The organism is Xanthomonas arboricola (genome assembly GCF_003353015.1).
Taxonomy (GTDB): Bacteria; Pseudomonadota; Gammaproteobacteria; order Xanthomonadales; family Xanthomonadaceae; genus Xanthomonas; species Xanthomonas arboricola_E.
Genome location: NZ_QREM01000009.1, coordinates 762,017 through 785,584 on the forward strand (window position 1 = coordinate 762,017; position 23,568 = coordinate 785,584).

Below are 23,568 nucleotides of genomic sequence, written 5' to 3' on the forward strand. Positions count from 1 at the left end.
GACGCGCGCGTTCGACGCTGCCGCTGCCTCGATTTACTGAGGCGCGGCAGAAGGTCGACGGGTTGGAGTGCAACGGTGATGCGCTGACGCGCCGCGCAATGGCGCGTTGGCCGTGCGGTCTTGGGCGACCCACAAAACTACCGCCAGCTGGACGCTGCCGGCCTTAGGGCATCGCGCCCTCGGCCGGGCTGGTTTGCAACGGCGAGGCTACGCTGAGGCTCGAGCTCTGCATCGCCTTGAGAGGTAACCGAACGGTGCGGATGCGTCGGTTATGGAGCGGCTGATCTGCGGCTTGGCTGCAGTGCCCTTGTCCGCCCACCATCGCAGGACACACCGCAAGTACGTCCTTGTAAGCTCTTACTCGGCATCCATGCCGCGTAAGGTCAAGCGGTGCTGGGCGGGCAAGGACCAGTCGAGAGGGTCGGTGTGCATGGTAAGCGCAGTAAATGTCGCGCGGCGGTGCGGTATGGTCTGAGCGGCTCATTTTCGATCTGCAGTGCCACTGTCATTCCGACAACACGTCACTCGTCAACGCAAACCGGCAAGACACCATCATGGACACAGCATTCTGGCTGCAACGCTGGCAGAACGGTCAGACCGGCTTCCATCAGGACGAGGTGATGCCGCTGCTGCAAAAACATTGGCCGGCCTTGCAATTGCCGACAGCTGCCCGCGTACTGGTGCCGTTGTGCGGCAAGACGCTGGACCTGCACTGGTTGGCCGCACAAGGCCATCGCGTGCTTGGTGTGGAGCTGTCGCCGCTGGCGGTGACGCACTTCTTCGATGACGCCGGCCTGCAACCGCAGCGACACACCAGCCGCGCGGGCGAGCACTTCATCGCCGGCCCGATCGAAATCATCTGCGGCGACGCATTTGCACTGGAGCCCGGCATGCTGGCCGATTGCAGCGCCGTCTACGACCGCGCCGCATTGATCGCCCTGCCTGCCGGCCTGCGCCAGCGCTATCTGCACAGCGTGTACGCGCACCTGCCTGCGGGATGCCGCGGACTGCTGATCACCCTGGAGTATCCGCAGGCCGAAAAGGCCGGGCCGCCGTTTTCGCTGGACGCGGCCGAGGTGCACATCCTGTTCGGCACGCGATGGCAGGTGCAGCAACTGGAACACCGCGACATCCTCGGCCAGGAGCCGCGCTTCCGTGCCGATGGCGTCACTGCGCTGTCGACCGGCGTGTATCGCCTGCAACGCAACTGACTGACGCGGGCCAACGCTTTGCCGCCGACGATCGCTGTCGACGCCCCAGTCGGGCGACGCAGGCCTCGCACAGCCAGCGCCGCGCGAGCCGCTCAGGACCGCGCGGCGTTGCCACGCGGTGGTTCGCACAACAGCGCAAGGTGCCGAGCAACATCGCCGCAGATCACCGCCACCTGATGCACCCCCCGCATCAAGGCGATGCACCGCGCGGCACCTACGACGGCAAACCTGCGCTGCGCCTGCTCAGTGGCTGCGCAGCGCCAGTCACCGGGCTCAGCCGGCGACCTGCCCCTTGTCGATCTTCGAGGTCTGATACAGCTCCAGGCCGATCCGCTTGATCAGGCCGAGCTGCTGCTCCAGCCACCAGGCGTGATCTTCCTCGGTGTCCTGCAGCTGCTTGAGCAGCACATCGCGGCTGACGTAATCGCCATGCGTTTCGCACAGCTTCATGCCGGCGGCGAGCGCGGCGCGCACTTCGTATTCCACCACCAGATCGCGCTCGAGCATTTCCACCACGGTCTTGCCGGGCGAGAAGTCGGCCGGACGCATGTCCGGGTCGCCCTCCAGGAACAGGATGCGCCGCAGCAACGCGTCGGCGTGCTCGGTTTCCTCTTCCATTTCGTGATTGATGCGCTCGTACAGCGCCATCAGGCCCTGGTCCTCGTAACGGCGCGAGTGCAGGAAATACTGGTCGCGTGCGGCCAGTTCGCCGCGCAGCAGCTGTTTGAGGTAGTCGACGACTTCGGGATGGCCTTTCATGATGTGCTCCAGCGACGCAATGCGCGCATGGTGCCCTAACCGGCGGGCCAATGATCTAATCGGAATCACTTTCAGTTGCGCTTGCGGCCAGACCCGCCACGGTCATGACCGTCGGCCACACTGTGACCGAACTCGAGGACTCGACGACAATGCGCAAATGGCTGGGCCGGCTGCTGCTGGCAATCGTGGTGTTGGCGGTGGCGGCCCTGTTGGCCGTCTATCTGCTGATGCGTGGCAGCCTGCCGCAGCTGGACGGCAACAGCGCACTGAGCGGCCTGGCGGCACCGGTCAGCGTGCAACGCGACCGGCGCGGCGTGGTCACCATCGAGGCGGCCAGCCAGGTCGATGCCATGCGCGCACTCGGCTATGTGCATGCGCAGGAGCGCTACTTCGAGATGGACCTGATGCGCCGCGCACCGGCCGGCGAGTTGTCCGAGCTGTTCGGCGCCGCGGCGCTGGACCTGGACAAGCGCAATCGCGTGCACCGGCTGCGCGCGCGCGTGCAGGCCAGCCTGGCGGTCGCCGCCGGCAGCCAGGGCGCGGCGCTGCAGGCCTATGCCGAGGGCGTCAATGCCGGGCTGGCCGCCCTGCGTGTGCGCCCGTGGCCGTACCTGTTGCTGCGCCAGACACCGCGGCCGTGGACGCCGGACGACTCCATCCTCACCGGCATGGCGATGTATGCCGACCTGCAGGACAACGACAACCAGACCGAACTGGCAGCCGCACGCATCCGCGCGGTGGTCCCGGCGGCGCTGGCGGCCTTGCTCGATCACCAAGGCTCCAGCTGGGATGCCCCGCTGCTCGGCGCCGCGCAAGGCGATGCCGTGCTGCCCGCCGCCGCCGCACTGGACCTGCGCCGCCTGCCGCATCCGGCCGCCACGGCAGGCGCCGAGCCGCCGACGCCGGGCAGCAACAACTTCGCCGTGGACGGTAGCCTCACCAGCGACGGCCGCGCCATCGTCGCCGACGACATGCACCTGGGCCTGCGCGCGCCCAACATCTGGTTCCGTGCACGCCTGCGTTACCCGGACACCGGCGCGCCCGACGGCAAGGTGGATGTCACCGGCTTCACCCTGCCCGGGTTGCCGGCGGTGGTGGTCGGCAGCAATGGGCATGTGGCCTGGGCGTTTACCAACAGCTATATCGACACCGCCGACTTTGCACGGATTGCGCCGGCCACGCCGGGCCATCCGCAGGCGCTCACCACCCATGTCGAAACGCTTCGCGTGGCCGGCGCCGCGCCGGTGCGTTTTGCGGTCCGCGAGAGTGCGTGGGGACCGATCCTGCACGACAACCCCGATGGCAGCGTGCTGGCGCTGCGCTGGGCCGCGCAGCTGCCCGGCGCGATCCGCCTGGATTTTGCGCAGATGAGCACCGCGGCCGATCTGCAGGCCGCCTTCGCGGTGGCGGATCGTTCGGGCATTCCGGCACAGAACCTGTTGCTGGCCGATCGCAGCGGGCGCATCGCCTGGCGCTTGATCGGCGCGCGCCCGGTGCGCAATGCCGGGTGTGGCCCGAGCGGCATCGCCGAACTGGCCAGCTCGGCGCAGGGCACGTCGGCGCAGGGCGAGAACGCGGCATTGCCGACGGCTGCAGTCACCACAGCCTCGGCACCCGCGCCGACCGGCTGCCTGCCCTGGCCGGTGCGCAGCGACGACGCTCCTGCGCTGATCGATCCCCCCTCGCACCGGCTCTGGACCGCCAACAGCCGCGTCGTCGATGCGCAGCAGCTGGCCACGCTCGGCAATGCCGGCTACGACCTGGGCGCGCGTGCGCAGCAGATCCGCGACGACCTGTTCGCCAGGCAGCGTTTCAACGAGCTGGATCTGCTCGCCATCCAGCTCGACGATCGCGCCGTGCTGCTCACGCGCTGGTGGCAGTTGTTGCGCAGCGTGGTCGAACACAGCCAGGACCCGGCCTTGCAGCAGATCGAAGCCGCCACACGGCAGTGGGACGGGCACGCCTCCACCCGCTCGGCCAGCTATCGCATCGTGCGCGGCTTTCGCGGCATGACCATCGACGCAGTGGAAGCCGGCCTGCTGGCACCGGCAAAAGCCGCGCTTGGCAAGGACTTCCTTGCGCCGCGTCGCGCGCAGCTGGAAGGCATCGTCTGGCCGCTGCTGCAGCAACGTCCGCCGCATCTGCTCCCGCCGACCTATGCGAGCTGGGACCAGTTGCTTGCCGAAGCGGCGCGCAACGCGCAGGCGGAGCTCGCTGCGCAGGACGGCGCCTCGCCGGATAGTCCCTTGGGTGAACGCAGCTGGGGCGAACGCAATACCGCCGCCATCTGTCACCCGATCGCGCGGGCATTGCCAGCGCTTGCCAAGCGCTGGCTGTGCATGCCGCCCGACCAGCTGCCCGGCGATCGCGACATGCCGCGCGTGCAAGGCCCGGCCTTCGGCGCCTCCGAACGCATGGTGGTGTCGCCCGGCCACGAGCAGGACGGCATCGTGCACATGCCGGGCGGCCAGAGTGGACATCCGTTGTCGCCGTTCTGGGGCGCGGGGCACGAGGATTGGGTGCACGGCCGGCCGACCCCCTTCCTGCCCACCGCTACCCGCTACACGCTGCTATTGCAGCCAGAGTAGGCACGAGGCTTCGCTCGCGCCCTCATCCGCCCTTCGGGCACCTTCTCCCAGGGGGAGAAGGACAGCCGCGAGCGTCTCTCCAGGGGAAGGGAAGGACAGCCGCGAGCGCCTCTCCAGGCGAAGGGAAGGACAGCCGCGAGCGTCTCTTCGGGGGGAAGGAAAAACAGCCGCGAGCGCCTCTTCGGGGGAAGGGAAGAACAGCTGCGAGCGTCTCTTCGGGGGAAGGGAAGAACAGCCGCGAGCGCCCTCCCGTTCGGAGAGGAGTTGGGGTGAGAGGACGGGCACACGCCGTGCGACCGGGGACATTGCGCATGCCGGTACTTGCAGTTTTCAGACCGCACCTCGGGCCTCGCATGCTGCACCTCGCCCCTCGCGCCTCGCGCCTCGCCCCTCGCGCCTCNAGATGTGTATAAGAGACAGCCGCAGCCTTGCACCTGGCAGCTGGCACCTCGCATGCCGCACCTGGCACCTGGCACCTCGCACGCCACCTCGCACCTCGCACGCCACGTCGCACGCTGCATGCCGCAGTCTGCGTCGCAACACCTACCCGCCGGGCCAGGCGCCCAAGCGAACACAACATGCTAAGATGCGTTTGATAACCATTCCCATTAGTGACCAATGCGCCCCACGCTCCTTGTCACCGCGCTCGCCGCTGCCCTGACTTCAACCGCGCCCTGCGCCTTCGCCCAACACCACCACAGCACCTCGACCGCCGTCACCGAGCTGGACGGCGTCGACGTCGTCGGCCGTGCGCAGACGTTGTACAAATCCGACGATGCCGCAGTGGCCACACGTACCGACACGCCGTTGGCGCTGGTGCCGCAGTCGGTGCAGGTGCTGCCGCGCGAACTGATCGACGACCAGGCCGCGCGCCAGATCACCGACCTGTATCGCAGCATCAGCGGCATCAGTTTCTTCAGCTATGCCGGCGTCACCCTGCGCGGATTCCGCCAGGAAAACGTGCTGTACGACGGACTGCGCGGCGATCCGTATGCCGGCTTCTCGGTGCCGCAGCTGTTCAACATCGAACGCGTGGAAGTGCTCAAGGGCCCGGCCGGCGCGTTGTACGGTGGCGGCGAACCCGGTGGCGTCATCAATTACGTCACCCGCAAGCCCGGCCATCAGGCCGCGCGTCGGGTGGAGCTGCAGGTGGGCAACCAATCCTTCGGAGCCGCCTCGTTCGAGGCCACCGGGCCGGCACGCGACGACGGGCGCGTTCGCTACCGCATCGGCGCCTATGCCGATGGCGAGGATGGCTTTCGCCGCAACACCGATAGCCAGAGCCAGATCGGCGATGCGTCGGTGGCGTTCGATATCGGCCAGACCGGCGAACTCACCTTGCAGTACACCGACATCACCCAGAACCTGGGCGGCAATCGCCTGCGCGGCGTTCCGGTGGATGACGACGGCAACTTCCTCACCGACCGACGCTGGAACCACAACGAACCCACCGATTTCCTCGACATGCGCGCCAAGGTCGCATTCGCGCAGTACCGCTTTGCGCCGTCGAATGCGTGGGACGTGGACATGGCGCTACGCTGGTTCAAGAACGACGAGCATCAGATCTATCACGAGCCGATGGGCCTGATCGACCGCGATCGCGACGGCACCGCCGAATGGATGACGCGGCAGCTGCGCAATCAGTTCCGCGACAACGATGCGATCTCCAGCAACGTCAACGCGGTGTTCCGTACCCGCATCGGCGCGATCGAGCACAAGCTGCTGATGGGCGCGGACTACTACCGGCTGGATGCGGATTTCCGCGCGCAGACCGCCAATACCGCCGACACCGGGCGCACACGCGGGCCAGTGCCGGGCATCGACCTGTTCAACCCGGTGTACGGCCGCAGCGGTTTCTACGACTACGGGCTGGATCGACTGCCCTGGCGCGCCACCAGCACCCGCAGCCAGCGCTACGGCGCGTATCTGCAGGACGAACTCACGTTGACGCCGCGCTGGTTTGCGATGGCCGGACTGCGTTGGGACGGCTTCAAGGACGACAACCGCCTGAACGGCTCGCGCGTCACCGGCAACGATCTCAGCTGGCGCGTGGGCAGCACCTTCGTGCTGCGCGACGGTGTCAACGCATACGCCAGTTATGCCAGCGGCTTCCTGCCGCAGGACGCGGCCAACCAGGACAGCAGCGTCGGCGGGCCGTTCGATCCCGAGCGCAGCACGCAGTGGGAAGTGGGCATGAAGACCGCGCTCAACGATGGCGGGCTGACGCTCAACACCGCGCTGTATCGCATCGAACGCAGCAACATCGTGCAGGCCGACGGCAGCATCGTTGCCGGCGTCAATCAACTCGCAGCGCTCGGCCTGGTGCGCAGCGAAGGCCTGGAAGTGGATCTGCTGGCCGACCTCACCGAGCGTTGGGTGCTCAACCTGACTTACGCCTACAACGATGCACGCGTACTCGATGCCGGCACCAACGGCATCACCAATGCCTCCGGCGACCGCTTCGCCAATGCACCGCGCAACACCTTCGGTCTGTGGACACGCTACGACCTGCCGGCCTGGAACTCGGCAATCGCCTTCGGTGCCGACTACGTGGGCGAGCGGGTCAGCCTGGAAGGTCAGCGCGTCAAGCCGTACGCCATCTTCGACATCAGCTGGCAGACGCAGTGGGATGCCTGGAAACTGCAGGTCAACGTCAAGAACCTGTTCGACAAGGTCTATGCCGCCAGCGGGTTCACCGAGCGCACCGGCCACTTCCCCGGCGAGCCGCGTCGCATCTACGCGCAGCTGGCCTACAGCTTTTAAGCGGGGCAAGTTTCAGGCGTGGCGAGCGGGCGCCTGCCCAGGTCCGGCCCGCCGCTGCACGCGTGACGATGGCCGGCCACACCGGCCACCGCATGCATGGTTGCGGCCCCGGCCACGGGGGCGCAATGAACCTGCGCAGAATCGGGCCGGTCGTCATCGGCCAGACCTTAACGTCCGGTGGGACACACTAGAGACCGTCGCGATCAGGAACCTGGTTCCTCCACGATCGCCCCTCTCCCCCCACTGACCGGAATCCGCATGCCTCAGCTTGCCCGCTCCGTTGCCGCCCTGTTGCCCCTGCTCGTCGCGACTGCCTGCTCGGCAGCGCCGCCCGCCAAGTCCGGTCCACCGGATGCGCCGGTCGCGGCCTGCACCGCCAAGGTACGCCCCGGGCAGGACCTGCAGAAAGCCATCGACAAACTCCCGCAAGGCGATACGCGCGCGGTGTTGTGCCTGGAAAAAGGCGAATTCCCGCTCAATGGCCTGGTTTCGATCCACCGCGGCAACCTCACCCTGCGTGGCACGGGCCCGACCACCGTGCTGCGCATGGCCGATGGCGTGCAGCAACCGGTGCTGGTGGTCGGCGACTACGAAAACCAGCAGCCCACCGGCGTGATCCGCAACGTCAGCATCGAGGACATGCAGATCGTCGCCAGCACCGGCGACAAGGAGTTCATGCCCGAGCGTCCGTACCTGAGCAATAGCGCCGTGGTCGTGCGTTCCGGCCAGGGGATTCGCCTGGCCGGTCTGCAGGTCAACAAGTGCCGCAGCGCCTGCCTGCTGAGCGAGTACGACACGCGCGAGATCACCATCGAGAACAACGACGTCTCCGGCGCCATCTGGGACGGCGTGTCGTTCAATCGCACCGCCAAGGTCACCATGGCCAACAACTACATCCACGACAACGTGGCCGCAGGCCTGACCACCGAGCATCTGGAAGACAGCGAGATCCGCAACAACCGCTTCGAGCGCAACGGTAGCCAGGGCATCTACCTGTCCGATGCGCGCCGCAACCGCTTCAGCAACAACCAGTTCGACGGCAACAAGGTCGCAGGCCTGTTCCTGGCCTGCGCCATCCGCTATCGCACGCCGGAAATCCTGTGCTGGGACAACAGCATGAGCCAGGACAACGTGTTCGAGAACAACCGTTTCTCCAACACGCCGTTCACCTACACCATCGGCGTGGACCGTGCCGCCAACTGCAGCGCGGCCGACTTCAAGCCGAACCTGTGGCGCAACAACCAGGCCGACGTGGCCGGCGTGGATATCGAGCCGCAGCGCTACGGTTACTGCGTGCGCCACGAGCAATAAGCACGGGCGATACGACAGCGGCCGGCCGCGCAAGCCGGCCGCTGTTCCTGCACTGTGCGTTACGAGGCCAGTGCCTGTTCGTGCACGCCGGCGATCGCACGACCCGACGGGTCGGCCATCGCCGCGAAACTGGCGTCCCAGGCAATCGCGGTCGGCGACGAACAGGCGATCGACTTGCCGCCCGGCACCGTCTCCGCAGCCGCCTGGCTGGGGAAGAACTGTTCGAACAGGCTGCGATAGAAATATGCTTCCTTGGTCTGTGGCGGATTGACCGGGAAACGCCGGTCGGCCGCGGCCAGCTCGCGGTCGCTCACCTGCGCGGCGGCATGCGCCTTGAGCCCGTCGATCCAGCCATAGCCCACGCCATCGCTGAACTGCTCCTTCTGCCGCCACAGGATGGATTCGGGCAGGTAGCCGGCAAAGGCTTCGCGCAGCACGCCCTTTTCCATGCGCGTGGCGCCCGTGCTGTTCCTGTCGATCATCTTGAAGCTGGCGTCCATGCGCATGGCCACGTCCAGGAACTCGCGATCCAGGAACGGCACGCGCGGTTCCACGCCCCAGGCCATCATCGATTTGTTGGCGCGCAGGCAATCGTAGTTGTTGAGCGCATCCAGCTTGCGGACCAGTTCCTCGTGGAATTCGCGCGCGTTCGGTGCCTTGTGGAAATACAGATAGCCGCCGAAAATTTCGTCGCTGCCTTCGCCGGAGAGCACCATCTTGACGCCCATCGCCTTGATGCGGCGCGCCAGCAGGAACATCGGCGTGGAGGCGCGAATGGTGGTGACGTCGTAGGTCTCGATGTGGCGGATCACCTCGGGCAGCGCATCCAGGCCTTCTTCGAAGCTGTACTCAAACCCATGGTGCACGGTGCCCAACGCCGCGGCGGCCACCTCGGCAGCGGCCAGGTCGGGCGAGCCCTTCAAGCCGATCGCGAACGAATGCAGGCGCGGCCACCAGGCTTCGGTGGTGTCGTTCTCTTCGATGCGATGGCGCGCGTAGCGTGCGGCGACCGCGGCGACCAGCGACGAATCCAGCCCGCCGGACAGCAGTACGCCATACGGCACATCGGTCATCAATTGACGATGCACCGCGCGCTCGAAGGCCTCGCGCAGTTCCTGCAACTGCACCTGCACGCCCTCCACCTCGGCGTACTCGCGCCAGGCACGCTCGTAATAGCGACTCAGTGCGCCGGTGGCGCTGTCGTACCAGTGACCCGGCGGGAACTGCGCCGCATCGGCGCAATCGTCCACCAGCGATTTCAGTTCCGAGGCCACACGTAGCCGGCCTTCGCGATCGTGACCCCAGTACAGCGGCACCACGCCGATCGGATCGCGCGCGATGATCACCCGCCCTGCTGCCTTGTCCCATAGCGCGAACGCGAAGATGCCGTTGAGGCGGTTGAGATAGGAGGCCGGCGCGTCCTCGCGATACAGCGCGTTGATCACCTCGCAGTCGGAGCCGGTCTGGAAGGCGTACGGCTGCACCAGCTCCTGCTTGAGCTCGCGATGGTTGTAGATCTCGCCGTTCACCGCCAGCGCGAGTTCGCCATCTTCGGACAACAGGGGCTGCGAGCCGCCGGCCGGGTCGACGATGGCCAGGCGCTCGTGCACCAGGATCGCACCGGTGTCGACATACACACCGCTCCAGTCGGGTCCGCGATGGCGCTGCCGCTGCGAACATTCCAGTGCCTGCCGGCGCAATGCCTGCAGATCGTCAGCGGGTTGCAGGCCGAAAATACCGAAGATGGAACACATGGAAACACTCCTGGATGAAACTGCGGGGGTTAGTGGCCGGTGGACAGCGTGCTGCAGGGAAATGACACCCATAAAAAAACCCGCATCGGCCGATGCGGGTTTTCTGATTCCTGGGCGTTTGGGGTTACTTCGCCTGGTCGCAGACCCGCATCGGCCGCGCACGATTATTCGCGCGCAGCGTGTTGCGGTTGGCGTTATTGACGTTGGCGAGGCAGATGACCATGCAGCCGACGCTAACCGTTCGTTTTCGCTGGCGCAACTGTTTCAGCGGCAACGACGACGGCGCGGCGCCCGCTCAGCCGATCAACAAGCGCTCGACAAGCGTGCGATACAGCGACGGCAGCGCCTCCAGGTCGGCCACGCGCACATGCTCGTCCACTTGGTGGATCGATGCGTTGACCGGGCCGACTTCGATGCACTGCGCGCCCAGCGGGGCGATGAAGCGCGCATCGGAGGTGCCGCCGCCGGTACTCTCCTCCGGTGGTGCCCCGGCAAACTGGCCCAGCACCTCGCGCGCGACACTGCGCAGGCGCCCCTCCGGCGTATAGAACGGCTCGCCGCTGCGGTGCCAGCGCACCGTGCAATCCAGTGCATGGCGCTCCAGCACTGCGGTGATTTCCGCCTCCAGCCGCGGCGCATCCCACAATGGGGTGTAGCGCAGATTGAAGGCGACCTGCAGCTCGCCGGGAATCACGTTGTTGGCGCCGGTGCCGGCGTGGATGTTGGAAATCTGCAGGCTGGTCGGCGGGAAACTCTCGAAGCCCGCGTCCCACTGCCGTGCCACCAGCTCGGCCAATGCCGGCGCTGCCAGATGGATCGGGTTGCGTGCCTTGTGCGGATACGCCACGTGCCCCTGCACGCCGTTGACGACCAGCGTGCCGGACAGGCTGCCGCGACGGCCCACGCGCAGCAGGTCGCCCAGCCGCTCGGTGGAAGACGGCTCGCCGGTGATGCACCAGTCGATCTGCTGGCCACGCTCGGCGAACAGCCGTGCCACATGCCGCACACCGTCGATGGCATCGCCTTCTTCGTCACTGGTCAGCAGCACCGCGAGCGTGCCTGGGTGCTGCGGATGGGCCGCGACGAACTGCTCGGCCGCCACCACGAACGCAGCCACGCTGCCCTTCATGTCGGCCGCGCCGCGCCCGTACAGCACGCCATCACGGATCTGCGGATCGAACGGATCGCTGCTCCACGCCTCGCGCGGGCCGGGCGGCACCACATCGGTATGCCCGAGCAGCACCAGCACCGGCGCGCCGCTACCGTGGGTGGCCCATAGATTGTCCACCTCGCCCAGGCGCAGATGTTCGATGGCAAAGCCGGCGCGTGCCAGCCGCTGCGCGATCAAGTCCTGGCAGCCGGCATCGTCCGGCGTCACCGACGGGCGGGCGATCAGTTCACAGGTGAGGTCAACAACGTCGGACATGGTCGGGGATCACGGTAGAGGTGGAGAGCTGCGGCGCGACAGACTCACGCAACGCCGAAGCGCTGCTTGAAGCCGTTGTCCGAAAATCCCTGGCTGAGCTGGCCATCGTCGGTGACGACGACCGGGCGACGGATCAGCTGCGGGTATTCGCGCAACACCAATTTCCATTCGGCCTCGGACCCCGGCGTTTTCTTGTTGTCCGGCAATTGCCGCCAGGTGGTCGAGGATTTGTTGATCAGCGCATCGAAGCCGCCGGCCTTGTCGGCCCACTCGACGAGGGTTTCGGGCTCGGGTTTATGTTCGCGGTAATCCACGAAGGTGTAGGCAACGCCGAAGCGGTCCAGCCATTTCGTCGCCTTCTTGCAGGTGTCGCAGTTTTTGAGTCCGTAGAGCGTGGTCATGCGAAATATCCAAGGAATTCATTATGCAAAGCCCCTCTCCCCTCGGGAGAGGGGTTGGGGTGAGGGTACGCGCGAGGCCTCGTGTACCAACGAGCGCTAGCGCTTCGCCCGCACCCTCATCCGGCGCTACGCGCCACCTTCTCCCGGTGGGAGAAGGAATTCATCCACCAACCCGATCGAGCATTCAGTTACGCCAGCCCTGCGCATCCGGCGCTGCGCGCTACCTGCTACCGGCGGGAAAAGGAACATCTCCAGCGGTCGGTCTGTGAGTGCAGCAACGCAGCTACGCGCATTGACCCTCAATCTGCCAACCCACGCAGCAACTCGTTCACGCTGGTCTTGCTGCGCGTCTTGGCATCCACTTGCTTGACGATCACCGCGCAGTACAGCGAGTGCGAGCCGTCCTTCGACGGCAGCTGGCCGGACACCACCACGCTGTAAGGCGGCACGTAGCCGTAGGAAATCTCGCCGGTGGCGCGGTTGTAGATGCGCGTGCTCTGGCCGATGAACACGCCCATGCCGATCACGCTGTGGTGGCCGATCACCACGCCTTCCACCACTTCCGAGCGCGCACCGATGAAACAGTGGTCCTCGATGATGGTCGGGCTGGCCTGCAGCGGTTCGAGCACGCCGCCGATGCCGGCACCGCCGGACAGATGGCAGTGCGCGCCGATCTGCGCGCACGAGCCCACCGTGGCCCAGGTATCGACCATGGTGCCTTCGCCCACATAGGCGCCGATGTTGGTGAAGCTCGGCATCAGCACCACGTCCTTGCCGAAATAGCTGCCGCGCCGCGCCACCGCGCCCGGCACCACGCGCACGCCGGCCTTGCGGAACTCGGCCTCGCCGAAGCCGGCAAAACGCGACTCCACCTTGTCCCAGAACGGCGCCGGCTGCGCGTCGATCACCGCCATCTCGTTGACGCGGAAATACAGCAGCACGGCTTTCTTCAACCACGCGTTGACGGTCCAGCCGCCCTGCCCGTCCGGCTCGGCGACGCGGAACTCGCCGCGCTCCAGGCCATCGATGACGCGGGTGACGATGGCGCGGGTGGAGCCGTCGATCTCGTCGACGGTCAGGCTGGCACGGCGCTCGAACGCACTCTCGATGCCGAGCCTGAGTTCGTCATTGCCCACCGGCGCTGCAGCGCTGCGCACGGCCTTTTCGGCGATCGGCAGTTTCTTCGCAGCTGCAGCCTTCTTGGCAGCCGGTGCGGACACCACGCTGGTCGGCTGCCTGGCCACGCGCGGGGCGGCACTGGCTGCCGGCTTGGGCGCGACTTTCTTGACAACGCTTTTCTTGGCAACGCCTTTCTTGACGACACTATTGCCGGCGCCAGCAGCCTTGCCGGCCGCCGCGGTGACCTTGGTCTTGTCGACGGCCGGCGCCTGACGCGCCTTGCCGGCGTCGCGCGTCGCGCGCTTGGGCGCTGCGCTGGTGGTGGTGGTCGCGCCCTGCTTGCGCGCGGTCTTCTTGCTGGTGGCCATGGGGGTCTCCGAACAGGCTAACGGACTACTAGGTGGGATCGAGGCAGGCGCACAGCGCATCGCGCAGCGCCTGGCGGGCGGATTCGGGCAACGGGCGGTCGTGCTCGTCGGTGATCTGGAACTGGTCTTCGGCACGCTCGCCGAAGGTGGCAATGCGCGCATCGTGCACGCGCAGGTGCTGCAGCCGCAGCACATTGGCCACATCGGCCAGCAAGCCGGGGCGATCGGGCGCCACCAGGCTGATGCGGGTACGGCGGCCACCGGCGCTTTCGCTGAACTCCACGCGCGGCGCAAACCGGAAGTGGCGCAGCTGGCGCGGCACTGCCCGCCGCGAGGGCCGCACCTTGTGCAGGTCGCCGGCCAGCACCTGGCGCAAGGCCGCGGCCAGACGCTGCGGGTCGCCATCGGCAGAACTGTCCTGCGGCAGCACCTCGAACACGTCGAAGATCGCATCGTGCGGCGCATCCAGCACGCGGGCGCGGTGGATGCCGTAGCCCTTGCGATCCAGCGTGGCGACGATTGCCGAGAACAGGCCGTCGCGATCGGGCGAATACACGAACACTTCCAGCGCGTCGTTGTCCGGCACCGCGCGCCGCGCCTTGACCATGGTCTGCCCGATCTGCACCTCGATCAGCGACACCGCCTGCCAGGCCAGCTGCTCGGGACGGAAGCGCAGGAAGTTTTCATCCGGCATGCCGGCAAACTGGCGGTCGATGGTGGCATCGTCGTGGCCTTGCGCCTGCATCAGCGCGCGGGCGGACTCGCGCGCTTCGCGCAGGCGCTCTTCGCGCGGCGGCGGATGTTCCAGGCCCTCGCGCAGCGCGCGCCGCGCGGCGAAGTACAGGTCGGCCAGCAGCCGGTCCTTCCAGGCGTTCCACAACTTGGGGCTGGTGCCGGCGATATCGGCGCAGGTCAGCAGGTACAGATAGTCCAGCCGCTCGCGCGTGCCGACCAGGGTGGCGAAGCGATGGATCACCTCCGGGTCGGAGATGTCCTGCTTCTGCGCGGTCACCGACATGCGCAGATGCTGTTCCACCAGCCAGGTCACCAGTTCGGTATCGCCGTCGCTGAGCCGATGCGCCTGGCAGAACGCGCGCGCATCCACGGCACCCAGCTCGGAATGATCGCCGCCACGGCCCTTGGCGATATCGTGGAACAGCCCGGCCAGCAGCAGCAATTCCGGCTTGCGCAGCCGCGGCCAGACTTCGTGGGTGATCGAAAAACGCTCGTCGGCGCGACCGGCGGCGAACAACGCGATGTTCCGCAGCACCATCAAGGTGTGCTGGTCCACCGTGTAGACATGGAACAGGTCGAACTGCATGCGCCCGGACACGCTGGCGAAGGCCGGAATCCACTGGCCCAGCACGCCCAGGCGCGCCATGCGGTTGAGCGACTCCACCGCCCGCGGGCCGCGCAGCAACGCCATGAAGCGGTCGCGCGCGGTCGCATCGGCAACCTCGTAGGCCGGCAACTCGCGCAGCACCTCGGCCAGCGCGCGCGCGGTCAGCGAATGCAGCCCGCGCACCTCGCGATGCGCCGCCCACTGCGCGAACAGCGCAAAGACCTGCAGCACATCGCCGGCCGGCCAGTCTTCCGCATCCGCGGCCAGATAGCCGCGGCGCAGGCTGAAGCCGCCGCCGAGCGGCTCCGGCACTGCTTCGCCATCGAATTGCTCTTCGAAGCGCTGCAGCAGGCGGTCGCTGATGCGACGGATCAGCGCAGCGCTGCGATAGAAGCGCTGCATCATCTTTTCCACGCCCAGGCTTTCCGGGTCGTCGGCAAAGCCCAGCCGCTGGGCAAGCGTCTTCTGGTAATCGAACCCCAGCCGCTCTTCCGGCCGTTTGGCGACCAGATGCAGGCCGAAGCGCAAGCGCGCCAGTTCCTCGCGCTCGCGCCGCAGCGCTGCGGCTTCGTCGAAGCCGACATGGCCGAGTCCGACCAGCGCTTCCAGATCCTTGACCCCGAACGCGCGCAGCGCCATCCAGCCCAGTGTCTGCAGGTCGCGCAGACCACCGGGGCCGTCCTTGATATCCGGCTCCAGATTGTCGGCGGTATCGCCGAAGCGTTGATGCCGCGCCAGCAGCTCTTCGCGCTTGGCCTGGAAGAATTCGCGCGCCGGCCACACCTGTTGCGGCGAAATCGCAGCCGCCAGCGCGGCACGCGCCTGGCTGCCGGCCACCAGCGGGCGCGACTCGATCAAGGCGGTCAGCACCGTCTGGTCGGCCGCTGCGGCGGTGCACTGCGCCGGCGAGCGCACCGCGTGGCTGATCGGCAGGCCCACATCCCACAGCAAGGCGAACAACCGCGCCAGGGCCTGCTCGTGCTGTTGCTGCACGCCGGTCTCGCCCAGCACCAGCACATCCACATCCGAGCGCGGGAACAATTCGCCACGCCCATAACCGCCGACGGCATGCAACGACAGCTCGGCATCGGCCGGGATGCAGCGCGTCCACGCATTGCGCATCAACTGATCGACCGCGCGGGCGCGCAAGGCCACCAGGCGCTCGATCGGCTCGCCCTGGTCGAAGCGCTTGCACAGCCGCATGTCGGCATGCACCAGCAGCGGGCGCGCTTGCGCGGCCCACTCGGCATCGCCGGCGACACCCGGGTCGGGTCGGTCCGCCGGCGTAGCCGTCATACCGGAGCGGGAGCGTTCGGCGACAGCGTCAGCACATCCACGCCGTCTTCGGTCACTGCGACCATGTGTTCCCACTGGGCGGACAACTTGCGGTCCTTGGTCACCACGGTCCAGCCGTCCGGCAGGGTCTTATGGTGGTAGGTGCCTTCGTTGATCATCGGTTCGATGGTGAAGGTCATGCCGGGCTTGAGCACCAGGCCTTCGCCGGGACGGCCGTAATGCATCACCTGCGGTTCGTCGTGATAGACCTTGCCGATGCCGTGGCCGCAGTAATCGCGCACCACGCTGAAGCGCTCGGCCTCGGCGAACTTCTGGATCGCATGGCCGACATCGCCCAGCGTCGCGCCCGGCTTGACCGCGCGGATGCCGCGCCACATCGCTTCATAGGTGGTGTCGACCAGGCGCCTGGCCATGACCGACGGCGTGCCGACGTAGTACATGCGGCTGGTGTCGCCGTGCCAGCCGTCCTTGATGACGGTGACATCGATGTTGACGATGTCGCCATCCTTCAGGACCTTGGCCGCGCTCGGGATGCCGTGACAGATCACGTTGTTGACCGAGGTGCACACGCTCTTGGGAAAGCCGCGGTAGCCGACATTGGCAGGAATGGTGCCCTGCACGTTGACGATGTGGTCGTGGCAGATGCGGTCCAGCTCGGCCGTGGTCACGCCCGCCTGCACATACGGAGCCACGACATCGAGCACCTCGGCAGCCAGACGGCCGGCGACGCGCATCAGTTCGATTTCTTCTTTGGTTTTCAGATTGACGCTCATGGCCACGATTATCGCCGATCCGGGCTGAATCTGAACGGCCTGCGCGGGCGTTTTTTCTTTCCGCAGGCATCGACCGCCGAAACGGACCGGGCAGCAGGAAACTGACGGTGCCGCGTATTCATGTGTGACGCACAGCCATGCGCGCCAAAAAAGCCGTGAGCGAGGTCATCCGAGAGACATCGCAATTTCGCGAAAAATTAGAGGATAAACAGCGAGATAGCCAAATTATTCGGGGTAATCTTTGGCACGGCTGATGCATTGCAGGGAGGGCGACGAGTTGTCGCGTCACCAATGACCAGACCGGTCAAGGAAATGTCCATGCGTACTGTCCGCCCTGTCCTGCTGTCCCTCGGCCTGCTCTCGACCATTGGCGTTGCCACCGCAGCAGATACCACCACATTCAACGTCAAGATCGCCGTCACCAAGGCCTGCACCATCACCGCCGCCTCCGCGACCGACGTCGACTTCGGCTCGGTGCTGTCCACCTCGACCGCCAATGCCGACGCCAACGGCAGCGTCACCGCACAGTGCACCGCGCTGACCCCGTACAACATCGCGTTGAGCGCGGGCAGCAATGCCGGCACCGCCAACGACGTCACCACCCGCCGCATGAAGAACACCGATGCGCTGGTCACCACCAACAACTTCATCGCCTACCAGCTGTACCAGGATCTGGGCCGCAGCACGGTCTGGGGCAGCACCACCGGCACCAACACGCTGAGCCGTACCGCCACCGGCATCAACCAGGTCTATCCGGTCTACGGCCGCGTGACCAACCCGTCGGCGAACAACCCCGCCACCGGTACCTACCAAGACACCATCACCGCCACGATCGTCTATTGAGCGCGCGCATGCCAGTGCACCACCCCCTGTCGTACCGGATGCCGGCCTGGCTGGTCACTGCCGCACTGGCCCTGACGCTGGCGCTCGGCAGCGGCGCGCCGCTGCAGCCGGCGCATGCAGCCAGCCTGCAGTTGGCACCGACCTCGCTGACGCTGAGCGCGCAGCAGTCCGCCGACGGGCTGTGGCTGAGCAACAGCGGCAGCGCGCCGGTGCAGGTGCAGACCCGCGCGTATCGCTGGACCCAGCGCGACGGCAAGGACCAGCTCGACCCGACCCAGGAACTGCTGATCAGCCCGCCGATGCGCACATTGGCCGCCGGCGAGCGCCAGCTGATCCGGGTGATTCGCGCCGGGCCCGCGCCCACCCGCGAGGAAGTCTGCTACCGCATCATCGTCGACGAATTGCCCAGTGCCGATGCCGATCGCAAGGGCATGCAGTTCGTGCTGCGCTACTCGGTGCCGATCTTCCTGCTGCCGCCGGGCAAGACCGAATCCACGCCGACCTTGAACACCCAGGTGATTGCCGGCAGCGACGGCACTGCGCAGATCCAGATCAGCAACACCGGCGACGGCCACGCCCAGGTCGCCGACCTGCAGCATCGGGTCGATGGCACGACCAGGACCGCATTGAACGGGCTGGTGGGCTACGTCCTGCCCGGCCAGACCATGCGCTGGTCGCTGGGTGCGCCGCTGGCCCAGTTCGGCCGCGGCACCATCATCGCAAGGATCAATGGTGAGGCGGACGAACGCACCTTGCTGGCCGCGCCAGCAGCGCCGTGATGCGGGCCGGCTGGCGATGACGCTGCTTGCGACCGCCACCGGCCTGGCGCATGCCGCGCCCGCCGATCTGGCCGACGTGGCGCCACTGCCCGACCAGGCCCCGCAGAGCGTGGCGGCCCTGCCGCAGACGCTGTACCTGGATGTCACCCTCAATCAGGCCGACCGCGGCCTGGCACCGTTCGAACTGGTGGACGGCCACCTGCGCGGCTCGGTCGACACGCTGCGCAAGCTGGGCTTCGTCCTGGCCGACCGCGCCGCCAGCGAGCTGGTCGACCTGGATCGCCTGCCCGACGTGGAAGTGCGCTACGACGCCGCGCTGCAGCGGTTGGCGCTGCAGGTGCCGCTGGCGCAGCTGTCGCTCTCCACCACGGTGCTGAAGGCCGAACAGGTCGCGCCGCCCAGCGCCACCGCCTCGCCGGGCATGCTGCTCAACTACGACTTCTATGCCACGCGCAATGCCGGGGCCAGCAGCGTGTCGCTGGCAACCGAAGTACGCGCTTTCGGCATCGGCCGCGGCATGGTCGACACCACCGCGGTGTTCCTGGCCTACGACCGTCCGCAGGACCAGCGCTGGCGCAGCGAAGCGGTGCGCCTGGACAGCGCCTGGCAGATGGACTTCCCCGACAGCGCCACCAGCCTGACGGTCGGCGATTTCTACAGCGGCTTTGTCGACTGGAGCCGCTCGATCCGCCTGGGCGGGGTGCAGATCGGCCGCAATTACGCCTTGCAGCCGTACCGCGTGCTGACCCCCACGCCCAGCTTCCTGGGCGAGGCGGTGGTGCCCTCGACCGTGGAGCTCTACGTCGATGGCCTGCGCCAGTACAGCGGCCAGGTGCCGGCCGGCCCGTTCCAGCTGGCCGCGCAGCCAGGCATCAGCGGCACCGGACAGGCGCAGATCGTGGTGACCGATGCGTTCGGCCAGGTGCGCCGGCTGGACTTTGCGTTCTATGGCACGCCGCAACTGCTGGCCCGCGGCATTTCCGAGTGGTCGGCCGGCATCGGCCATCTGCGCCAGGACTACGGCGTGCGCTCGTTTTCCTATGGTTCGCGCACGGTCGCCAGCGCCACGCTGCGCAACGGCGTGCGCGAGGACCTCACCATCGAGGCGCATGCCGAGGCCGGCGGCGGCGTGGTCAATGCCGGTGCCGGCGGTGTGTGGCTGCTCGGCGTGGGCGGCGTGGCCAACCTCGCCTACGCGCATAGCCGGATGGATGCGTTGCGCGGTGGCCAATACGTGCTGGGCTATGCCTGGAACAACCGTCGCTTCAACTTGGCCGCCGGTACCCAGCGCACCCACGGCGACTATCGCGACCTGGGCGCACTGCAGGGCGCGTTGCCGGCGCGCATCAGCGACCGCGTGGCGTTCGGCGTCAACGTCGATCCGATCGGCTCGCTGGGCACCAGCTATGTGCGGCTGAGCTACCCGCAGGGCGACACCTCGCGCTACGCGAGCCTGTTCTGGTCGCGCAATTTCGGGCGCAACTGGGCGGCCAACCTGTCCGGCAACCAGAACCTGGATGTGCGCAGCGACCGCAGCCTGTACCTGTCGCTGTCGACCACCTTCGGCGAACTGCGCCAGGCCAGCGCCTCGATGCAGCGCAACGGCAACCGCACCGGCTTTGTGGCCGACCTCAGCCAGCCGCTGCCCGGCGACGGCGACCTGGGCGGGATCGGCTGGCGCCTGCAGGGGCGGGCCGGCGACGATGCCAACGGCGGTCTGGCCGAACTGGGATGGTTGAACCGCATCGGCCGCTACAACCTCGGCGTCGCCAACCAGGACGGCGACAACTTCGGCTATGCCAGCGCCAGCGGCAGCCTGGTGTGGATGAACGGCAGCGGCTTTGCCGCGCGCGACATCCAGGATGCCTTCGCGGTGGTGTCCACCGACGGCCAGCCCGGCGTTCCGGTGCGGCTGGAAAACCGCCTGATCGGCGTCACCGATGCGCGCGGGATGCTGCTGGTCACCCCGCTGCAGTCGTGGCAGCGCAACCAGTTGTCCATCGACACCCTGAACCTGCCGGCGGACCTGCGCGTGGACCGCGTCGATACCGCGGTGACACCGCGCCAGCAGTCGGGGGTGGCGGTGCGCTTCGGCATCACCCGGGTACGCGCGGCCATGATCGTGCTGCACGACGCCCGGGGCGTGCCGTTGCCGGTCGGCAGCGTGGTGCAGCGCGAAGGCGATGCCGAGCGCGTGGTGGTCGGCTACGACGGCGAGACCTATCTGGACAACCTGCAGCCCGACAACCGCATCCTGGTCGAGCTGCCCGCTGGCCGCTGCAGCGCACGGTTCACCTACCCGGCCACCCCCGGCGGCATTGCGCGGGTCGGCCCGCTGCCCTGCGTCCCCGAGCAGGACACCCCATGAGCCTGCCCGTCCTTGGGCGCCTGCTGCTTGCGCTGGCGATCGCCATACTGTGGCTTGCACCCGGCCAGGATGCGCACGCGGACACCACCTGCAGCGTCACGCTGGGCACTCCGCTGGCATTCGGCAACGTGGCGGCCAACGGCCCCACCGACGCGGTGGCGACGCTCAACGTCTCCTGCGCGACCGCCGCGCTCAGCGTGCTGGGCTATGCGCAGGTGAGTCTGTGCCTGGACCTCGGTCCGGGCAGCGCCAGCAACGGGCTGTCTGCGCCGCGCCGCCTGCTCAATCCCACCGGCGACAGCCTGGACTTCCAGATCTACAGCGAGGCCACGCGCACCCAGGTCTGGGGTGCCACCGGGTCGACGACGCCTTCGCCGCGCCTGCTGACCCTGTCCTACGGCGTTCCGGTGCTCACCGGCGGCTCGCAGACAATCACCCTCACCCTGTATGGGCGGATTCCGGCCAGCCAGATCCTGTCGGTGGGCAACCACACCAGCAGTTTCGGCGGCGCCGACACCGTGCTGCGCTACTCCTACAACGAAAGCATCATCGGCATCCCGCCGCTGCCGAGCAGCTGCACCGCCGGCGGCATCGGGACCAAGACCGCCAGCAACGCGTTTCCGTTCACCGCCTCGGCCAACGTGCCGGCCCGCTGCAACACCTACGTCACCACCGACCTGGATTTCGGCAGCATCGCCGGCACCATCGATACCGCCATCGACCGCACCTCCACCATCAGCCTGTCGTGCACCAACCGCACCGCCTGGAACATCGGGCTGGGCGACGGCATCAATGCCGCCGGCAGCACCCGGCGCATGCGCCATGCCGACAGCGCCAACTACATCACCTATGAGCTGTACCGGGATGCCGGCCGCGGCAACCGCTGGGGCACCAGCATCGGCGTCGATACGCTCAGCGGCACCGGCAACGGACTCGCGCAGACGGTGACCGTCCATGGCCGCGCGCCGGCACCGCAGCAGCCCATTGCAGGCGCCTACAACGACACGGTGACCGTCTCCATCACTTACTGACAGTTAATAAAGTTCACATCGGGGGCGTCGCTATTTGTTACGTCTCCAATGCAAACGATTGCCTTCATGACGCTGGTCACCTTGCTCAAGCGCCTGACCCTGGCCGCCCTCGTCTGCACCGCGACCTCGACCGCGGCCAGCGCGGCCACCGCCCGCGGCCCGGAAAACTTCACCCTGCACATCGGCCTGCGCCTGCTCAGCGGTTGCGAGCTGCGCACTGCGCCGCCGCGCGCCAGCTGTTCCAGGGGCACGCCGATGGCGGTCACGCCGCCTGCCAGCGCCCCCCGCGCACCCGCCGTCGCCAGTTCCGCGCAGGATGCCAGCGCACTTGCCGGACCGGCGCCTGCCGGCAGCGCGCGCATGACCACGATCGCGTTCTGAGCATGGCCGCGCCTCGCTCCTGCTGCCGCGTGCTTGCGCTTGCACTGGCCGGCCTGGCCCTGGCCGGTAGCGCCGCTGGCGCCGAGATCGCGATCGCCCCGACGACCGCACGCATTGCCGCCGGCAGCGACCAGGCCACCGTCTGGCTGTACAACCAGGCGGCACTACCGTGGCGGGCCGACGCCAGGCTCTACCGCTGGCGCCAGGATGGCGACCGCGAGCTGCTCGAACCGACCACCGCCGCCACCGTCAGCCCGGCGCATTTCGAAATTCCTCCGCAAGGCCGGCAACTGCTGCGGGTGATCCGCCTCGGCCCCAGCCCGGTGCAGACCGAGGACAGCTACCGGTTGGTGGTCACCCAACATGCCACCGGCAGCGATGGCGACCTCTTGCGCTATTCCACGCCGGTGTTCGTCCAGCCCAGCCAGCCGGGCGGCCCGCACCCGGCCCTGCAGGCCAGCCTGTCCGGCCACGGCAGCGGCCGCGCCCTGCAGGTCCGCAATGCCGGGCCAAGCCATGCCAGGCTGGCCGACCTGGCCTACATCGATGCCGGCGGCACGCGTCGCCGCATCCGCGACGACCTCGCCGGTTACGTGCTGCCCGGCCAGACCCGCCACTGGCCGCTGCCCGCCGACCTGCCCGCCGGCAACGGCCGCTTCGTGGCGCGCATCAACAGCGATATCGAGACGACGTTAGCGTTGGAGCCGTGAGCTCTGGGGATTGGGAATTCGGGATTGGGGATTCGCAAGAGCTGGCGCTTTGACCATCCTGGACCGACAGCGAACAACTGCCGCGACACACGGCCCGCCAATCCCGAATCCCTATTCCCCAATCCCGATTCGCCAATTGCGCGCTCCCGCTCCGCCGGCTATACTCCCCCGGCTGTTTTGCGTCTCTTGCGCATTGCGTCGTTCACGTCGGACGTCATCGACGAATTCACACCTGCCGCCACCATCCGTGCCGGGGTGCCCCGCGAGGGGTTCGTCACGGAGGCGGCAGGGAAGCCCAACCCCGGAATCGTTTGTGCGCATCCTTTCGCAAGGGCCCGCACATCC

General features: G+C 67.5%; 17 protein-coding genes. 10 read left to right on the forward strand and 7 right to left on the reverse strand.

Annotated features, from left to right (window positions below):
• The first annotated feature begins 554 nt into the window (after window positions 1-554).
• On the forward strand, window positions 555-1,211 hold the full coding sequence (locus tag C0541_RS13945) for a thiopurine S-methyltransferase (RefSeq protein WP_115050354.1): 657 nt from the start codon (window positions 555-557) through the stop codon (window positions 1,209-1,211).
• A 273-nt stretch (window positions 1,212-1,484) separates the two neighbouring features.
• Here C0541_RS13945 and bfr read toward each other — a convergent pair whose 3' ends face one another.
• Window positions 1,485-1,970, reverse strand: a complete 486-nt coding sequence (gene bfr / locus C0541_RS13950; protein ID WP_115049204.1) for a bacterioferritin — start codon at window positions 1,968-1,970, stop codon at window positions 1,485-1,487.
• A gap of 149 nt (window positions 1,971-2,119) precedes the next feature.
• Here bfr and C0541_RS13955 point away from each other — a divergent pair, with 149 nt between their 5' ends.
• The 3 genes from C0541_RS13955 (at window position 2,120) to hpaM (ending at window position 8,632) form a co-directional block, all read left to right on the forward strand.
• A complete protein-coding gene (locus tag C0541_RS13955; protein ID WP_161960066.1) occupies window positions 2,120-4,558 on the forward strand; it encodes a penicillin acylase family protein in 2,439 nt (812 codons plus the stop codon).
• 618 nt (window positions 4,559-5,176) lie between these two features.
• Complete coding sequence (locus tag C0541_RS13960; protein ID WP_115049208.1) at window positions 5,177-7,321, forward strand: TonB-dependent siderophore receptor; 2,145 nt, start codon at window positions 5,177-5,179, stop codon at window positions 7,319-7,321.
• A 177-nt stretch (window positions 7,322-7,498) separates the two neighbouring features.
• Window positions 7,499-8,632, forward strand: coding sequence for a type III secretion-associated outer membrane-bound protein HpaM (gene hpaM / locus C0541_RS13965; protein ID WP_193725927.1), 1,134 nt, complete (start codon window positions 7,499-7,501; stop codon window positions 8,630-8,632).
• Window positions 8,633-8,691: 59 nt separating this feature from the next.
• On the opposite strand, the gene asnB is transcribed toward hpaM, so the two are convergent.
• The 6 genes from asnB to map all read right to left on the reverse strand — a co-directional run bounded on the left by asnB (window position 8,692) and on the right by map (window position 17,111).
• The gene (gene asnB / locus C0541_RS13970; protein ID WP_115049212.1) at window positions 8,692-10,386 is read right to left on the reverse strand and encodes an asparagine synthase B; all 1,695 of its coding nucleotides are present in this window, start codon (window positions 10,384-10,386) and stop codon (window positions 8,692-8,694) included.
• A 295-nt stretch (window positions 10,387-10,681) separates the two neighbouring features.
• Window positions 10,682-11,812: a succinyl-diaminopimelate desuccinylase gene (dapE, locus tag C0541_RS13975; protein ID WP_115049214.1), complete on the reverse strand. Its 1,131-nt coding sequence runs from the start codon at window positions 11,810-11,812 to the stop codon at window positions 10,682-10,684.
• Window positions 11,813-11,856: 44 nt separating this feature from the next.
• Entirely contained in the window at window positions 11,857-12,213 is a 357-nt protein-coding gene (locus C0541_RS13980) for an arsenate reductase (protein ID WP_115049216.1), read from the reverse strand.
• A 299-nt stretch (window positions 12,214-12,512) separates the two neighbouring features.
• Window positions 12,513-13,700 (reverse strand): 2,3,4,5-tetrahydropyridine-2,6-dicarboxylate N-succinyltransferase, encoded by a 1,188-nt coding sequence (gene dapD, locus C0541_RS13985; RefSeq protein WP_161960067.1) that lies wholly within the window; start codon window positions 13,698-13,700, stop codon window positions 12,513-12,515.
• 28 nt (window positions 13,701-13,728) lie between these two features.
• Window positions 13,729-16,338 carry a [protein-PII] uridylyltransferase gene (locus C0541_RS13990; protein WP_115049218.1) on the reverse strand — a complete coding sequence of 870 codons (2,610 nt, stop codon included), beginning with the start codon at window positions 16,336-16,338 and terminating at the stop codon, window positions 13,729-13,731.
• On the reverse strand, window positions 16,335-17,111 hold the full coding sequence (gene map / locus C0541_RS13995) for a type I methionyl aminopeptidase (protein WP_104606308.1): 777 nt from the start codon (window positions 17,109-17,111) through the stop codon (window positions 16,335-16,337). The genes C0541_RS13990 and map overlap by 4 nt, the downstream gene beginning before the upstream one ends.
• A gap of 318 nt (window positions 17,112-17,429) precedes the next feature.
• Between map and C0541_RS14000 the strand changes: the two genes are divergently transcribed.
• Genes C0541_RS14000 through C0541_RS14025 form a run of 6 tightly spaced genes read left to right on the forward strand, consistent with a single transcriptional unit; the run spans window position 17,430 to window position 23,223 of the window.
• Window positions 17,430-17,954 (forward strand): Csu type fimbrial protein, encoded by a 525-nt coding sequence (locus C0541_RS14000; protein ID WP_039530071.1) that lies wholly within the window; start codon window positions 17,430-17,432, stop codon window positions 17,952-17,954.
• An 8-nt stretch (window positions 17,955-17,962) separates the two neighbouring features.
• On the forward strand, window positions 17,963-18,733 hold the full coding sequence (locus C0541_RS14005) for a fimbrial biogenesis chaperone (RefSeq protein WP_115049219.1): 771 nt from the start codon (window positions 17,963-17,965) through the stop codon (window positions 18,731-18,733).
• Between the two features lie 16 nt (window positions 18,734-18,749).
• Window positions 18,750-21,101: a fimbria/pilus outer membrane usher protein gene (locus C0541_RS14010; RefSeq protein WP_115049221.1), complete on the forward strand. Its 2,352-nt coding sequence runs from the start codon at window positions 18,750-18,752 to the stop codon at window positions 21,099-21,101.
• Window positions 21,098-22,132, forward strand: coding sequence for a Csu type fimbrial protein (locus C0541_RS14015; RefSeq protein WP_161960068.1), 1,035 nt, complete (start codon window positions 21,098-21,100; stop codon window positions 22,130-22,132). The genes C0541_RS14010 and C0541_RS14015 overlap by 4 nt, the downstream gene beginning before the upstream one ends.
• Before the next feature lie 48 nt (window positions 22,133-22,180).
• Entirely contained in the window at window positions 22,181-22,513 is a 333-nt protein-coding gene (locus C0541_RS14020; RefSeq protein ID WP_115049224.1) for a hypothetical protein, read from the forward strand.
• A gap of 2 nt (window positions 22,514-22,515) precedes the next feature.
• Entirely contained in the window at window positions 22,516-23,223 is a 708-nt protein-coding gene (locus tag C0541_RS14025) for a fimbrial biogenesis chaperone (RefSeq protein WP_115049226.1), read from the forward strand.
• Window positions 23,224-23,568 lie beyond the last annotated feature (345 nt).